Source organism: Methylomonas sp. DH-1, assembly GCF_046097555.1.
GTDB classification, from domain to species: domain Bacteria; phylum Pseudomonadota; class Gammaproteobacteria; order Methylococcales; family Methylomonadaceae; genus Methylomonas; species Methylomonas koyamae.
Genome location: NZ_CP143089.1, coordinates 3,959,828 through 3,974,275, shown reverse-complemented (window position 1 = coordinate 3,974,275; position 14,448 = coordinate 3,959,828). Strand labels below are relative to the sequence as shown.

The following is a 14,448-nucleotide window of genomic DNA, read 5'->3' as shown; positions in this document are numbered from 1 at the left end:
GTGTGACTCCCGGCAAAAACGGTGGTCGGCGGCTGTGCCGGGCAGGCGCCCGGCATCGGCTTATTTCAACTTGTCGACGTTGTGTTTAAGTTCGTCGCGGAAGGTTTGCAGCGCTTCGGCGGCTTTGGCTTGGCCTTGCTCGCGCAACGCTTGCTGCTTGGTCAGCAATTCCTTTTCGATCTCGTCGTAATCTTGAAATATCTGTTTGCTTTGCTCGCCGGCTTCGCCGCGGATCGCTTCCATCTCCTGAACCAGTTTTTGGTAGCGGTCGCGGATTTCGGTTTCGGTGGTTTGTGCGTCCTGCTGCCATGCCGCCAGCGACTCGTTCATTTTCTGTTTCGAGTCGGCCCATTCCTGGTTGGCGTCTTTGAAATAGTCGCCGAAGTCTTTGGCGGCTTGGCTGACCGCTTGTTTCACGTCGGAAATCGCCCCCAAAATCGCGTCGAATCCGGTTTTCGGTTCCAGCGCCGTCAGTACGCCGCCGTCAACGACGGGCGGTGCCGATTCCGGCGGGTTGCTGATGACGATTTTGGCCGGCGGCGGCTCGACGGCGATAGCGGCCTGGGCATTGGCTTGTACCGGTGCGGCTTTGGCTTTTTCCAGCGCCAGCGCAACGGTCACGCCGTTGCTGATTGGGGTTAAGCCGCTGACTTTGCCGATCACGGCGCCGTTGAATTCGACCGGATCGTCGGGTTTGATGGTTTTGGCGTCTCTGAAATTTACCGTGACGTTGATCCAGGACGGAAACAGGTCGCAGCCGGCCAGTGCGGTAACGGCGGCTAAGATCAGCCATTTGAAATGGGTGGTTGCCATGGGATTCTCCTAACCCGCGTTATCGCGGCGCAGTGCAAACGTTGAATGGAAAGTGGGGTTACTGCCGGATTTCGCCGACGCGAATATCGATTTCCGGTAATTCCGCCTCGGCTTCCGGCAAGGCGCGCGGCACGCCGATGCCGTCGAAAAACAGATCGATCCGTTTCTCGTTGCGGATCTTCAAGCCCTTGATGACCCGGCCGTTGGCTTTACTCCAGCGGCGGAATTGGGCCGGTACCCGGTCGAATTGCTGCTTGTTGACCGCCGATAACAGCGTCGATTTGGCAAAGTTGCCGGTGCCGACGTTGTAGACGAAATCGCACAGCGCGGCGTATTGGCCTTCGGACAACGGCACTTTGGTTTTGGTCAGCACCGCAATTTGCGCTTGTTCCATATCGCCGACCAGTATTTCCGAGCCGCGCGGTTCGCTGATGCCGTTGCGGAATTCGGCCGGTTCGCTGCCGTTGCAGCGGGCTTGCTTGATCAGGTGGCCGTAACCGATGGTGCAAAAGTGGGCCACGTCATGGTAGGGCAGGCTTCTAAAGCCTTCCATGAACTTGGTCAGGTCCAGGCCCTTGTCGTAAATCGGCCGCAGTTCCATGCCGGGCGGCAATACCGCGCGCTCTTCGGGTTCCAGGAAAATGCCGGCCGTGATTTTTTCTTCGTCTTCGGCCCATTCCTGAGGCTGGGTGGCACAGCCGGCGATACCGAATACCAGCGCCAGCGGCAGTAACATTTTGGGCGCAGCGGTATGTCGGAATATTGCCAAGGCGGCAGGTTTCGATTTGCCGGCCCGTGGCTTGGTAACGGTTGCGGACTCCGGGCGAGGTTCGGCCGGCCGAATGGCTTGGTTGCGCATGATTCCCCCTGCAGCGTTGACGCTCGATTTAGTGGCCGGTAACGGCTTACCGGACCTTTGTTATTGTCGGCAGGGCTCCGGCCGGCGGCTTGGTGCCGATTCCGACCCGGCCCGCGGTTCAGGCTTAAAACCGAATTTTTACGCCGCCGGAAACGATCTGGTTGCTGCCGTTTTCGATCAATAAGGCTTCGTAGTCGATGAAGGCGACGATGTCTTGCGGCAGCTGCATTTGCAGGCCGGTAGCCAGGTTGAGCCAGTTGCGTTCCGGTGCTGCCGTTGCCAGCCCTATCAACGGAATGCCCGCTAAAGAGGCGTCGATTTGCCGGCTGCGGTTTTCGAATTCGTGCACCCATTCGGCTCGGAAGCGCGGGATGAATACGGTGTATAAGCTGGGCACAGTGAAGGCGCGGCTGATTTCGGCGCCGACTGTGGTCGTAAACGAATCTATGGTCTGTCCGTTCATATTCACCGTTACCGAGCCGCCATTGGTGCTCATGATGCCGCCGGTTTCCTGATAACCGTCGATTTCGGTATGGCTGTAATCGCCGCGAATGAACCCGCGTAAATTGAACCATTCCATTTGCTCAACGTAACCGGTGCCGAGACTGGTGAAAAACTGGTCGGCGCCGTAGCTGGCCGCCGCACCGCTAATCGATATGGAATTGTCAGCGAGTCCGGCGTTGACATTGCGCAGGGAATCGAACTCCAGCCGGCTATAGCCGGCCAGAAGGCTGACGTAGCTTTTAGCGGATGGCGAGTAAACCAAAAACGGAGCGACTCGGTAGGCATCGGAGTTCAAATAGCCACTATTGAAATTCAAGTCCCGGTCGGAGTGCAGATAGCCCAAAGACAGGCCGCCGGCAAATTGCTCGTCGAACCGGTAATCCAGAATGGCGTTCGCGTGTTGGGTATTAATGTCGAAGCCGGTTTGGCCGCGGGCGTCGTTGCGGTCGCCGAAGCCGCCGCCGCCGCTGATCGAAATGCCGAACGGGCCGATGTTACTGCTGTCTCCGCTACCGTTACCTTTTTTTCGGCAGTCTTCCCGGCTTTTGGCCGATTTATTGGTATCGTCGCAATCGTTTATGCGTTGAATGCGATTGTTGATTTTCTTGACGAAATCGTAGGGAGACGAAATCGCGATCGAGTCGGCTTGCATCGAGGCCTGAGGCGATAGTTGCTGAGCGGCTAAGTTTGATGAGTTGCCGCTGCCGCATAAGGCGCCTAGGGGATTAGCAGTAAAGCAAGCGGCGGATATAGCCCGATACACGGCTTGCTGGCCTAGGCTACCGTTAGCAAGCGGCGTAATTGGTGGATTGAATGATCCGCCGCTAATACCGCTATCGGCATCACTCTGAGGTACTGCGGCTAGAATCAATGTGAAGCAGGCCGGCAGAAGCCGGATAAATTTGTTGAGCCAAGCGATGGTATTCATAATTCCCCCTTGACAATGACTTAATCCGCAGTCTCGTGCTTGGTTATGGTAGTCCCGATTTGGCGATTGTCAAACATAATAAATCGACGATTGCAATTGTCCGTTCGATCGAGTCGGGCGGCGATGCAATACGGAATAGGTTAGGCGTGGAATGGAAGGCTTGTTGGCGGGTTGAAATCGTGATACCAGGCAAGGCCGTTTGCCTGTTGCTGTTGCGGAGCGTTAGCGGTCTGCGGCAAATAGGGCGGGAGCGGCGGCATCATAGTACCGTCGTGCGCGCCGGACGCGGGCATCCAGCGCCATGGACAGTAGCCTTGCCGCCTGGATGTACTACGCGGTTAGGGTTTCGTCTATCCCGGCATGATGGCGGTTAGCGGACAAGGATGTGTATAACGAATTGGAGCGGCGCCGGGGCGAGCCGCTCGCGGGTAAGCGATGGCGCACCGGCCGCGAGCGGGCCCGGCGCGCGGCGGGGGGATTACTCGGCGGAACTGTCGTGCACGATCGCTTCCAGGACCGGCGGGCGGGCTGCGAACACTTCGGCCATCAATTCCAGCGGTTTGGCGAAACCGGGCAACGCCGGAATTTTCCAGGCCTTGCCGACGAATTTGGCCAGGATGTTCTGCAACCAGGGCCGGTCGGAGCGCGCGCTGTGCAGAATGAAGCGGTAGCTTTCGCCGTCGTTGAACACGGCAAAATCCTCCAACACCACGTCTATCGTGAAATCCTCGCCGTACAAACGGCTTTGCACGTAAACCTTGCGCGCATCCAAATCGAAATTGAACTGGGTCAATTCGGCGATGCCTTTCATGACGTGGTTGGCGACCCAAACGATCAGCGAGTTGGGCGTTATTTTGATGGCGAAGCGGATGATGTTGGCTGCGATGCTCATAGGATGCCTGCGACGGTAGACGAAATTAAGCCGACGATTCTAATCGCTATCGACCGGCTTGGCCGCGAAATATTTCCCGGACGCTCTATCCGTTTTCGGGCGCAGGCGACGCCGATTGCGCCAGATGCGCATAGGCCGGCAGCGTCTGCAGCCGGTTATCCTCCAGCGGCTCGCCGACCGTGAAATGGTACAGGCTTTGCCAGGTTTGGTCCTGCAAGCCCAGCACGCCGTGTACCGCATCGTCGAAGAAACAACCGATGCCGGTGCCGCGCACGCCGGCCGCTTCCGCTTCCAGATACAGAATCTGCCCCAATAGTCCGCACTCCCAAAACAGCCGCCGGTAGCGCCAGGCCTCGGCCGAGACGTTGTCGGCGAAGCGGGCCAGCATGCCCAGGCTGAAGGCGCTGTCGCTGGCAATCGGTTGGTGGCAGGACAAGGTCTTTGCCGCTTGGCGCACGTTGCCGGCTTGCAGCCGGTAAAGCTCGAACGGCGCATCGACGCGCTGCCAGACGTAGTCGGTGGCACAGGCGGGGCGGATTCGGTCGGCGGCTTCCGCATTGCGCGGCAGGAAATACAAGCCCGGCTCGATGCCGTCGACCCGGTGCACGAACAAGACGATATGTACCTGCGCCGGCCAATTCCAGGCCGTGAACGGCGGCTTGGCAGCGGGGAGCAGTGCGGCGAGGATTCGATAAAAGTCGGCCAGCGGCAGCGGCGCCGATTTGCCGTTGAAATGTTGCGCGCTGCGGCGCTGGCGAATCAAGCGGCTGGCCGCCGGATTCCGGCTGGGCGGCGCCAATTCCAGGGCCGGCAGGGTAAGCCGTTCGACCGGCGTTAGCGGTTTCAATGTATGCTCGGCCACTTGGTCGATGATCGGCCAACGGTAGAAGTGGCGGCCGCTTAAGCGTTTGGCGCTGCCGAACCATTCGCCGCTTTGTAAAGCTTGTGACAATGCCGGACCGGAAAATTCGCCCTCGGCGCCGGCGCCGGTATCGATCCGGCAAAACAGGTCCGGCGTCTCGCGCTCGTCGGCAACGAAATCCGCGGCGCGGTCCAAGCCCAGCCAGGCGCCGATCTCGGCGTCGCCGGCTTCGCTGAGCAGTTCGACGCGCCAGCCCAGGCCAGCGGCGGCATAACTCAACGCCGCCAGGGCATGGCCTATGTCGTGCTGGCAATAGCGGAAGGCGCGTTCGCCGTATTTCCAAGCTTCCCGCCAGTGGATGGAGGACAAGCCCAGGTAAAGGCCGGCGGATTGCCCGGCGGCATCGAACCGGCAACGCCGTTCCAGATGGTGGTCGTGGCTGACGTAGTGGTAAACGCCGGCCGCCAGTAGACCCGGATCGGTGCAAAGCAGATAGGCTTCGGTCGGATGCAGGTTGCCGCTGGACGGGTTGCAACGCAAGGCCCAACGGTCGGGGCCAAATTGCTTCCAGGCCGACAGGCCGAAAGACAACTCCAGCAAAAGGCCGACGTTGGCCAGCGTCAATGGCTGGGCCGGGATCGTTTCCGGCCGGTCCAGATCGGCGTAGCGGTAGTCCAGTTCCGCGCCCGGCTGCGGCAGCGCCACGGTTTCGCAGTCGTCGAAGCGGCGGAACGGACTGGGCTGATCGTCCCAATCCAGCGAGGCCGGGCCCTTGGCGTAGCCATTCAGTTGGTGTTTGGTGCGCTGGTGGTAATCGAGTACCGCGCCGGAATCGTCGCTCATAGCCATTTCATAGGGTATTAAATGAGGCCGGGGCTGCCGGCGTTGCGGGTATGACTATACCCGGTATGCGGCCGGTTTGCCGGTGCCGGGTCAATGCGTCGTTACCGGTTCCATATCCGGCGCGACCAAGTCCTCGGTCCAGCAACCGATCGGCCGGCCCAGGTTAAGCTCGCGGTCTTCGAACCGCACCAGAAATACCGTCAACGCCGGGTCTTCCTCGACGTGGCCCTTCATCACTATCACGCCGCGGGCGCCGGCTTCGGCCAGTACCGTGCCTTCCTCGCCTTCCGGCATGCTGCCGTCGTCGATAATCTCGTGCGCCGCGTATACCACGTCGCCCAAATCCAGATCTTCTACGTTCATACATTTTCTCCTGTGAATGTTTTGTAGCAAAGCCGACAAAGTCCGATGCATTGTTGGGAAACGGCTCGCCGCGGATAGTTGGCCGGCAGCCGCAACCCCATTGATTTCAGCGCGTTAACCGAAAAAAACGCGTATGGCATGCTGGTTGCTTTAACTGATTACAAGATCAATGCCAAACCGTTTCAGGAGAGTTGAAGATGATTACATTAACCGAAAGCGCCATTAAAGCCGTGGGCCGTTTTATCAGCAGTTCCGACAAGCCTACCGGCGGTTTGCGCATCGAAGTGACCGATGGCGGCTGTTCCGGCCTGTCGTACGGCCTGCGCCTGGAAGCGAAAGAAAACGAAGCCGATACCGTGATCGACTGCGGCGAAGTCAAAGTCTTCGTCGACCCGTTGAGCATGCCAAAGTTGGACGGCATGTCTATCGATTTCGTCGATAGCCTGGAAGGTTCCGGCTTTAAATTTACCAATCCCAACGCGGTGAAAAGCTGCGCCTGCGGCTCGTCGTTTACCACCGGCGACAACGGCGGCGCCCCTAAATCCTGTTCTTAAGTTTGCGAGGTTATTGCCATGTGGGATTATTCAGAAAAAGTTAAAGACCATTTCTTCAATCCGAAAAATGCCGGTGCGGTCGCCGGTGCCAATGCGATTGGCGAAGTGGGTTCCATCAGTTGCGGCGACGCTTTGCGTTTGACCTTGAAAGTCAACGAAGACACCGAAGTGATCGAAGACGCCGGCTTCCAAACCTTCGGCTGCGGTTCGGCGATTGCGTCGTCGTCGGTATTGACCGAAATCATCAAAGGCATGACGCTGGACCAAGCCTTGAAAGTCACCAACCAGGACATCGCCGCCGAACTGGACGGCCTGCCGCCGGAAAAAATGCACTGTTCGGTAATGGGCCGGGAAGCGTTGCAAGCCGCCGTCGCCAACTACCGCGGCGAAGAATGGAAGGACGACCATGAAGAAGGCGCGCTGATTTGCAAATGCTTCGGTATCGACGCGGCAATGATCGAGGAAATGGTGTGGGCCAACAAACTGCGTACCGTCGAGGACGTCACCAACTTCACCAAAGCCGGCGGCGGCTGCGCTTCCTGCCATGAAGATATCGAAGGCATCCTGGAAAAAGTCCTGAAAGAGCGCGGCGAAAGCTTCGATCCGAACGCTGCTCCAGCCGCCAAACCGGCGCCGGTAGTGGTCGAGAAAGGGCCGATGACCAACTTGCAGCGGATCAAGAAAATCGAGGAAGTGATCATGTCGTTCCGGCCGCAATTGATGGCCGACGGCGGCGACGTCGAGTTGGTCGAAGTGGTCGGCAACACCGCTTACGTCAACATGACCGGCGCCTGCAGCGGTTGCCAGATGGCGGCGATGACAATAGCCGGCATTCAGCAACGGCTGATGGAAGCGCTCGGTGAGTTCATCAAGGTGGTGCCGGCCTCGCAAATGCCGACGCAATTGGTCAATATCCAGGAGGCCGGCCATGCCTGATATCTATCTGGACAATAACGCCACCACCAAGGTGGATAGGGCCGTCGTCGATGCGATGATCCCGTATTTCACCGAATACTTCGGCAACCCGTCGTCGATCCACCGCTTCGCCGACGGCGTCGCGCGGGCGATCAAGAAGGCCCGCGGCCAGGTGCAGGAATTGCTCGGCGCCGAGCACGATTCGGAGATTATTTTTACCTCGTGCGGCACCGAATCCGATTCGACTGCGATTCTGTCGGCGATCAAATGCCAGCCCAACCGCAAGGAAATCATCACCACCGCGGTCGAGCATCCGGCGATTTTGAACCTGGTCGACAACCTGGAAAAAGAAGGCTACACCATCCACCGCCTGCCGGTAGACAAGCGCGGCCGGATCAATCTGGAAGCTTACCAAGCCATGCTGTCGGATAACGTCGCCATCGTTTCGGTGATGTGGGCCAACAACGAAACCGGCACGATTTTTCCGGTCGAGAAAATGGCCGAAATGGCCAACGCCGCCGGCGTGATGTTCCATACCGATGCGGTGCAGGCGGTCGGCAAGATTCCGATGATGCTGGCCGATACCAAGATCGACATGTTGAGCCTGTCCGGTCACAAATTGCATGCGCCGAAAGGTATCGGCGTGTTGTATCTGCGCCGCGGCACCCGATTTCGTCCGCTATTGCGCGGCGGCCACCAGGAACGCGGCCGCCGGGCCGGCACCGAAAACTCCGCGTCTATTGTCGGCTTGGGCGTAGCCTGCGAACTGGCGCTGCAGCATATGGAATTCGAAAACACCCAGGTCAAAGCCATGCGCGACAAGCTGGAGCAAGGCATCGTCGAAGCGATTCCGCACTGCTTTATCACCGGCGACCTGAACAACCGCTTGCCGAATACCACCGACATTGCCTTCGAATACATCGAAGGCGAGGCGATCCTGATGCTGTTGAACAAGGCCGGCATCGCCGCGTCGAGCGGCTCGGCTTGTACTTCCGGTTCGCTGGAGCCGTCGCACGTCATGCGGGCGATGGATATTCCTTATACCGCCGCCCACGGCACGATCCGCTTCTCGTTCTCGCGTTACAACACGATGAGCGAAGTGGACGAGGTGTTGAAAGCGATGCCGACCATCGTCGCCAACCTGCGTAAATTGTCGCCGTATTGGGACAGCGTCAACAATTGTCCGGTGGCCGATCCGGAGCAAGCCTTCCAGCCGACCTACGCCTGATGGCGAACACCGCGGCACCGCTTTGATTGGCGGTGTTGCGGCGGTTCGTAAGTAATGCTGATTTCTGAAGGCCGGAAGGCGTTTCCGGCGCAAAGCGTGCCGGAAACGCTTGCGCTTATTCCGGCCTACGGGGTGAGACAGCTTCAACAATTGCCCGGTGGCCGATCCGGAGCAAGCTGCCACCGTCCTAAATCGTTTGGATATTCCGATTTACTTGGAAACGAACTCCACCGTATTCAAATCCAACTCAATTCTAATCTGGCTGTTGAGCTGCTCCAGCACTTGGCTGAGTCGGATTTTGACCTGGCCGCCGTAGATCGAGCGCACCAGCAATTGGTCGTCTTCGCCGGTACGCTCGGCCAGGAAATTGTCCAGGTCGCGGCCGGGTTCGAATTCGCCGCCGACCCAGCGCAGCGCGTCCACGCAGCGGCGGAAGATTTTCGGATACACCAACACGCCGGTTTCCGGGCCGAGGTCGTCCAGCGTCGAGACGGTGAAGCGTCTGCTGCGGTCCAAGCGCCAGATGCCGAGCCGTGCGGTTTTGGCCTGTTGGTAGGCGGCGATCAGCCGGGTTTGGGTGTCGAAGGACAGGCCGCCGGAATACAAGCCCAGATAGGCCAGTCCGCTGGCGGCAGCGTGGTAGTTGTAGGTTTTGCCGAGTAGCGCCTTGGTCAATTTTACGTCTGCGCCGTCCTTGATTTTCTGCCTGGGCAACACAAAGGCAATCGGCCGGCCGTGGCCCTCGAAGCCGTCGCACAATATCGCGGCCTCGGTTTCCCAGGCAAAGCCGCTGGGAGCGACGGCCCAGTCCCAGCCGGCGGGATCGACGCCCAGCCATTCCAGCAGGCCGTTGCGGCTTTCCAGGCCGTGCGGTTGTTCGGCGCCGCCATAATGCAGCTCCGGTGAGTCTATCGCTTGAAAGCGCAATTGGTAGCTTTCCTCGCCGCCGGCCTCGCTGGGCCGGGCGAAGCGGGGCAGGCCCTTGAACAGCGCCATGTCGTCGGCGATGAAACGCATGCTGTCGCCGTCCGGCGATTGCCGTTGCCGCACCACAAGGCGGCCTTTGATGTAGCGGTAATATCCCAATGACATAACAACCTCGCTGCAGGATTTGCGGCCGGTACGCTCGGCGCCCGGTCTGGTGGCTGAATGGGTTGGCGTGCGGCCCGGATCATGCGCCGAATTCGGGCGGTGGGCAAATTTTTTACGGGGCTTGTCGGAGGATTGGTGATGTTGCAGGCGCTTGCCGGAAGCGCAGCGGTGCAGGGTGAAGACGATCCGTTGCCATTCGCTCAGGCCCGGTTACGCAAACGAGGGGGCGAGTGGTGCATTTCTTCGTTCCACCGTTTTGTAGGCGGAGTGTTTGTGCTGCAAATGGGCTGGGGATAATTTTTCGGCTTTAGCTATCGCGTCTCGCCCGTGGCCCGTCGCTTTTGGCTTGCTTGCATATAGGCACAGGCCGCTAACAACAGGCATCTACGGGATTGAACCTTAACCGATTGGCTACTACACTGGTCAGCCAGTTAGTCAGAAGAGGTGGTTTATGCAATCCTGGCCCGTACAAGACGCCAAAGCGCGCTTCAGCGAATTATTGGATGCGTGCCAACACGACGGTCCGCAAATGGTCACCAAGCGCGGTAAACAAACCGCCGTGCTAGTGCCGGTGGCAATCTGGAACCGTCTGCAAGCTAACGCTCAACCCTCGTTGAAACAACTACTGCTATCCGATGAAGCCCGCGCCGAATTGATATTGCCCGCGCGCGGCCAAGCCCGCCGCCGTCCGGTCGCCGAAGCGGATTAATTCGAATGTACTTGCTCGATACCAACATTGTGTCGGAACTGCGCAAACCAAAACCGCACGGCGGCGTGGTCGCGTGGTTACAGGCTATCGACGACCGGCAACTGTTTATTTCCGCGGTCACCATCGGCGAAATTCAGGCCAGCATCGAACTAACGCGCGACCAAGACCAAGACAAAGCCCGCCAAATCGAAAACTGGCTGGATTTACTCGCCGGCGTTTACCAAGTGCTGGCGATGGACGCCGCCGTGTTCCGCTGCTGGGCCAAGTTAATGCATAAGACCTCGGACACGCTGTACGAAGACGCGATGATCGCCGCCACCGCCCGAATACACGGCCTGACGGTCGTCACCCGCAACGTGGCCGACTTTCGAGGTTTTGGCGTTGGCTTGTTAAATCCGTTCGAACAGTCTTGACGAAATTGGGAATGTATAGCGGCGGAATTCGGAGATGAAGACCGGATTCCCTGGATTTCATTGCATTTCATCCAGGCTACGCTGGTTGCCAATGGCAAATATCCAGCGGGCGTAGGGTATGGTGAGTTTACGAACCACACCAATCGCGAACGATGCGGTGCACGCTGTTTACCGCATCCTACGAGCTGTGGGTGCTACGCATGCAAATCGGCTATCCTGCCGATTTGTCCGCCCAAACCCTCCGGTGCTCGGCGCGGCATCAGGGGAGAAAACCATCGCCAATTAGACTTCTCAACCATTCATTAATGGCTGAAAATCGAAAAAAATTTCGTAGGATGTGCCGAACAACGTGAGGCGCATCGTTCGCGACCGATGCGCTTCGTATTCACTCAGCACATCCTATGCGGGCTGTTAGTGATTAATATTTAATGCACGTGAAAGTTTTAACCTTCTTTTCTGATATTGAAAGCACGCCATCCTTTTGGTTTTTTTTCAATCCTAAAACTCACTTTATCACCTTCGGCTAATATTTTATCGTCTCCTTCAATTTCTTGATAAAAGAAGAAAACATCCTTACCTTGTTGTCGCTGGATAAATCCAAATCCTTTAAAAACATCAAAGGTCTTTATTATTCCGAAATGACGATCATCCATTTTATTCCCAAATCTCTTTGTTGCTTGGTTTGTCGGCGTATACTGTACTTAACTGTAACCGTAGTGACCTAGCAAGTGCTTTATTGTTTCTAGATAATATGCCTAATTTATTAATTAGAGAATTTACTCTTTTGATGTTGCCTGGTCTTTTGCTTTGCGGTAGTGATAAGGTAATTAATTTTTTTGTTTCGTGAGTAAGTTGTTTTTCCATGTTTTCATCATACAAAGGCAAAATCAGTCCTAATCTTTTTCGTAGATTTTTAGCCTGCTGATGTTCTAACCTCTGTAATTTAGCGACTTTCCCAGAAACTTCGTTCCAACGTTCATGATATTCTTTCGTATAAGGACTAACTTTATACTCTCGCTCACACATGAAGACTAATTGCCTTACAAATCTCCGCTCTTCTTTTCGTGCCTTAGGCTTTTTGTGACCAATCCAAAGACCAGTAACTTCAAAGCTTACGTCAGAATTTGAACGATGCTCTATACGTTTCTTTCCACTGTGCATGGAGAGACCATATTTTGTGAACATTGCTGAAATTTTTCTAATGAAAAATTCTTCTTGTTCTTTAGTGAAATCTTTTTCTGCAGAAAGAGTTATGTCATCCAATAGACGAGAATACTTAACACTATGCTTTCGCAGCTCAGAAACCAATAAATACTCTGTATCATAAAAAATGAGATTAGCGATATATGAAGAAGTACAGCCACCCTGAGGCACAGCTCCACGATAAGTTACCAATTTTGCCAGCATTTCAGAAACTTCTTCTGGAAATTTAAAAAAATACTTAAATATATTTTTTACATGCGGAATTTTTATACTGGGATAAAACTGCTTAATATCAATGCAAATTATTTGATTGGCGTGGGCATGGATTTGAGCATTAGCAACATAATCACGGGGGCTTTCTTCATCCCTAATTCCGCCCTGCAAATATAAAGGGTATTCTACTTTTTCAAATATTCGCGAATTTATTCTTTTTTGTAGCTTTTTTAGTTCAAATTTTGGCTCACAAACAGTTCTGTCTTTTACCTCGCCTTTTCTATTTTTGGAGGTAATTAAGAAATCAGTATAGGAGTCATCAGCTTTATTTGCCAAGTCTTGCAAAAGTTTTGGATGAATTCCTAGAGTGGTCGCCAATGCCTCGATAGAGGCAATGGGATTATGCGGGTAGTGTGGTTTTAACTTCATGTTTGCCGAAGCAATGGGTTAAAGAGTCAGTTACCAGCCCAACTTATCAGAAATAAATTCAATAAGTTTTAGTAATAAGGCTAATAACCAAGGTGAAATTGCTCTAAGAGACAACTTCTTACCTTGATCCAAATCAACTTGTTGTTTCGTTTGCAAAGCGTGGGGCTGTTGCAAACTTATACTCTTGACTTCATTAATTACTACGTTAATGTGAATGTCACATTTCATTGCTATCTCCTTGGTTAGGGTTAAAAAATGCCAGACCAATAACTAAGGAAACGAGAATATTGAGATTGATTATTTGGACGACTCTTAACCTTTACGCCAGACAACTGTCGCCCCCATATACACGCCGCACTCGGCGCGCTTGGACAGGCCCCAGCAGCCCGGTCATGAACCCGAAGGTTCGCCTCGAAAGGCACCGCTTTCTCGCTAGAACATACGTAGTAATTTAAAAGAGCAAAACAAACGGGCGACTAACACCCGCCGCTGATGATGTTAGTTAATTTAATAGCAATTAGTCAACCTAAAATTACCCAACTATCATTAATTTCGCGGCGGTTTTCTCCCGTTTTGCCGCGCCGAACACCGGAGGATTTGGCGAGAGTTGCCCGCAGGGGAGCGGCAGGGATGCCGCTCGTTTTCGGAGGGCTAGGAAAGCCCTTCCGAAAACCCTCGTCAAATCCTTCGGAGCGCAGGATCAAAGCGGCATCCGGGCCGCCTTTCTTTTGGATACTTTTCTTTGGCGGAGCAAAGAAAAGTATCTCGGCTGTCGGGCCGAGACCCGACATCAAAATCAAGCCGTCGTGCCAGCGACACCAAACGAATCAAGCCGCCGGATGCCTCTCGACATATTCCAAAGCCGCTTTGGCCAGCAATCCGGAACGGGTATCGCCGAATCGCGCAGCGGCTTGGTCGATGGCGGCCAGCACCCGTTCCGGCAGCGTGATATTGACCCGCTTGGCTTTGCCGGACAGTTTGGACAGATCCACTTCGACGACCGCCCAAATCCAGCCGGCGAATTCCGGGTCGGCCTGATGCTTGGCAATCGGCGCGGCTTCCGGAATGGCTTCGCCGTCTTCGATGACCGTCTCCATCCATAGTTCGATGGCCTCCTTGGCATTGGCTATCGCTTCGTCCAAACTGTCGCCTGCGGAAAAACAACCGGGCAAATCGGGCACCACGACGCCGTAGGCGTGGGTTTCGTCGCCGCTTTCTATCGCTATCGGGTATCTCATTTCAAACCTGCCTGTTTCAGTAGTTTGTTGACCAGTCCCTGGCCCAAGTCCTTACGCGGATGCGGCACGCTGATGTGCCCAGTCTTGGATGGATGGGTAAAAACGTGATGCGATCCTTTTACGCCCCGCAATAGCCAGCCATCGTTTTGCAATCGCTTGATGAGTTCCGCGCTATTCATGGTGTGTATTATACATACTCATTATTCCGAAATAGTTCGGCCGGATGTGGTAGGCAATTTGCGTCGCATTTTGGCCGTCAAGCATTCGGCGCATGACGCTATTGCTAATGCGCCCTAAAAAACCTCGCAAATATTAGACGCTGTCCGATTTCGCGGCGGGGTTTTCTCCCGTTTTGCCGCGCCGAGCACCGGAGGATTGCCCGTCAGGGGC

At 55.6% G+C, this 14,448-nt stretch carries 18 protein-coding genes; 5 read left to right on the top strand and 13 right to left on the bottom strand.

Annotated features, from left to right (window positions below; translation table 11 throughout):
• Window positions 1-60: 60 nt before the first annotated feature.
• From VXJ35_RS18170 to VXJ35_RS18145, 6 genes are all read right to left on the bottom strand, one after another.
• Window positions 61-813 carry an MlaD family protein gene (locus tag VXJ35_RS18170; protein ID WP_064022651.1) on the bottom strand — a complete coding sequence of 251 codons (753 nt, stop codon included), beginning with the start codon at window positions 811-813 and terminating at the stop codon, window positions 61-63.
• Window positions 814-871: 58 nt separating this feature from the next.
• Entirely contained in the window at window positions 872-1,672 is an 801-nt protein-coding gene (locus VXJ35_RS18165; protein ID WP_064022650.1) for a lysozyme, read from the bottom strand.
• A 124-nt stretch (window positions 1,673-1,796) separates the two neighbouring features.
• Entirely contained in the window at window positions 1,797-2,828 is a 1,032-nt protein-coding gene (locus tag VXJ35_RS18160) for an autotransporter outer membrane beta-barrel domain-containing protein (RefSeq protein WP_064022649.1), read from the bottom strand.
• 754 nt (window positions 2,829-3,582) lie between these two features.
• Window positions 3,583-3,996, bottom strand: coding sequence for a hypothetical protein (locus VXJ35_RS18155; RefSeq protein WP_064022648.1), 414 nt, complete (start codon window positions 3,994-3,996; stop codon window positions 3,583-3,585).
• Between the two features lie 85 nt (window positions 3,997-4,081).
• Window positions 4,082-5,701: a SagB/ThcOx family dehydrogenase gene (locus tag VXJ35_RS18150; protein ID WP_064023588.1), complete on the bottom strand. Its 1,620-nt coding sequence runs from the start codon at window positions 5,699-5,701 to the stop codon at window positions 4,082-4,084.
• A 90-nt stretch (window positions 5,702-5,791) separates the two neighbouring features.
• Window positions 5,792-6,064 carry a nitrogen fixation protein NifZ gene (locus tag VXJ35_RS18145; RefSeq protein WP_064022647.1) on the bottom strand — a complete coding sequence of 91 codons (273 nt, stop codon included), beginning with the start codon at window positions 6,062-6,064 and terminating at the stop codon, window positions 5,792-5,794.
• A gap of 197 nt (window positions 6,065-6,261) precedes the next feature.
• Between VXJ35_RS18145 and VXJ35_RS18140 the strand changes: the two genes are divergently transcribed.
• Genes VXJ35_RS18140 through nifS form a run of 3 tightly spaced genes read left to right on the top strand, consistent with a single transcriptional unit; the run spans window position 6,262 to window position 8,761 of the window.
• Window positions 6,262-6,618 carry an iron-sulfur cluster assembly accessory protein gene (locus VXJ35_RS18140; protein ID WP_064022646.1) on the top strand — a complete coding sequence of 119 codons (357 nt, stop codon included), beginning with the start codon at window positions 6,262-6,264 and terminating at the stop codon, window positions 6,616-6,618.
• Between the two features lie 18 nt (window positions 6,619-6,636).
• Complete coding sequence (gene nifU / locus VXJ35_RS18135; RefSeq protein WP_064022645.1) at window positions 6,637-7,554, top strand: Fe-S cluster assembly protein NifU; 918 nt, start codon at window positions 6,637-6,639, stop codon at window positions 7,552-7,554.
• Entirely contained in the window at window positions 7,547-8,761 is a 1,215-nt protein-coding gene (gene nifS / locus VXJ35_RS18130) for a cysteine desulfurase NifS (RefSeq protein WP_064022644.1), read from the top strand. The genes nifU and nifS overlap by 8 nt, the downstream gene beginning before the upstream one ends.
• A 210-nt stretch (window positions 8,762-8,971) precedes the next feature.
• Here nifS and VXJ35_RS18125 read toward each other — a convergent pair whose 3' ends face one another.
• On the bottom strand, window positions 8,972-9,853 hold the full coding sequence (locus VXJ35_RS18125) for a hypothetical protein (protein ID WP_064022643.1): 882 nt from the start codon (window positions 9,851-9,853) through the stop codon (window positions 8,972-8,974).
• Between the two features lie 451 nt (window positions 9,854-10,304).
• On the opposite strand from VXJ35_RS18125, the gene VXJ35_RS18120 reads away from it, so the two are divergent.
• On the top strand, window positions 10,305-10,562 hold the full coding sequence (locus VXJ35_RS18120; RefSeq protein WP_064022641.1) for a type II toxin-antitoxin system Phd/YefM family antitoxin: 258 nt from the start codon (window positions 10,305-10,307) through the stop codon (window positions 10,560-10,562).
• 5 nt (window positions 10,563-10,567) lie between these two features.
• A complete protein-coding gene (locus tag VXJ35_RS18115; RefSeq protein WP_064022640.1) occupies window positions 10,568-10,975 on the top strand; it encodes a type II toxin-antitoxin system VapC family toxin in 408 nt (135 codons plus the stop codon).
• Window positions 10,976-11,418: 443 nt separating this feature from the next.
• Here VXJ35_RS18115 and VXJ35_RS18110 read toward each other — a convergent pair whose 3' ends face one another.
• The 6 genes from VXJ35_RS18110 to VXJ35_RS18085 all read right to left on the bottom strand — a co-directional run bounded on the left by VXJ35_RS18110 (window position 11,419) and on the right by VXJ35_RS18085 (window position 14,237).
• Window positions 11,419-11,628: a retron Se72 family effector protein gene (locus VXJ35_RS18110; RefSeq protein WP_064022639.1), complete on the bottom strand. Its 210-nt coding sequence runs from the start codon at window positions 11,626-11,628 to the stop codon at window positions 11,419-11,421.
• Between the two features lies 1 nt (window position 11,629).
• Complete coding sequence (locus tag VXJ35_RS18105; RefSeq protein ID WP_064022638.1) at window positions 11,630-12,820, bottom strand: reverse transcriptase family protein; 1,191 nt, start codon at window positions 12,818-12,820, stop codon at window positions 11,630-11,632.
• A gap of 30 nt (window positions 12,821-12,850) precedes the next feature.
• Window positions 12,851-13,048, bottom strand: a complete 198-nt coding sequence (locus tag VXJ35_RS18100; RefSeq protein WP_157198227.1) for a hypothetical protein — start codon at window positions 13,046-13,048, stop codon at window positions 12,851-12,853.
• 293 nt (window positions 13,049-13,341) lie between these two features.
• The gene (locus VXJ35_RS18095; protein WP_064022637.1) at window positions 13,342-13,620 is read right to left on the bottom strand and encodes a hypothetical protein; all 279 of its coding nucleotides are present in this window, start codon (window positions 13,618-13,620) and stop codon (window positions 13,342-13,344) included.
• Between the two features lie 27 nt (window positions 13,621-13,647).
• A complete protein-coding gene (locus VXJ35_RS18090; protein WP_064022636.1) occupies window positions 13,648-14,058 on the bottom strand; it encodes a type II toxin-antitoxin system HicB family antitoxin in 411 nt (136 codons plus the stop codon).
• On the bottom strand, window positions 14,055-14,237 hold the full coding sequence (locus tag VXJ35_RS18085; protein WP_064022635.1) for a type II toxin-antitoxin system HicA family toxin: 183 nt from the start codon (window positions 14,235-14,237) through the stop codon (window positions 14,055-14,057). Before VXJ35_RS18085 ends, VXJ35_RS18090 begins: the two co-directional genes overlap by 4 nt.
• Between the last annotated feature and the right edge of the window lie 211 nt (window positions 14,238-14,448).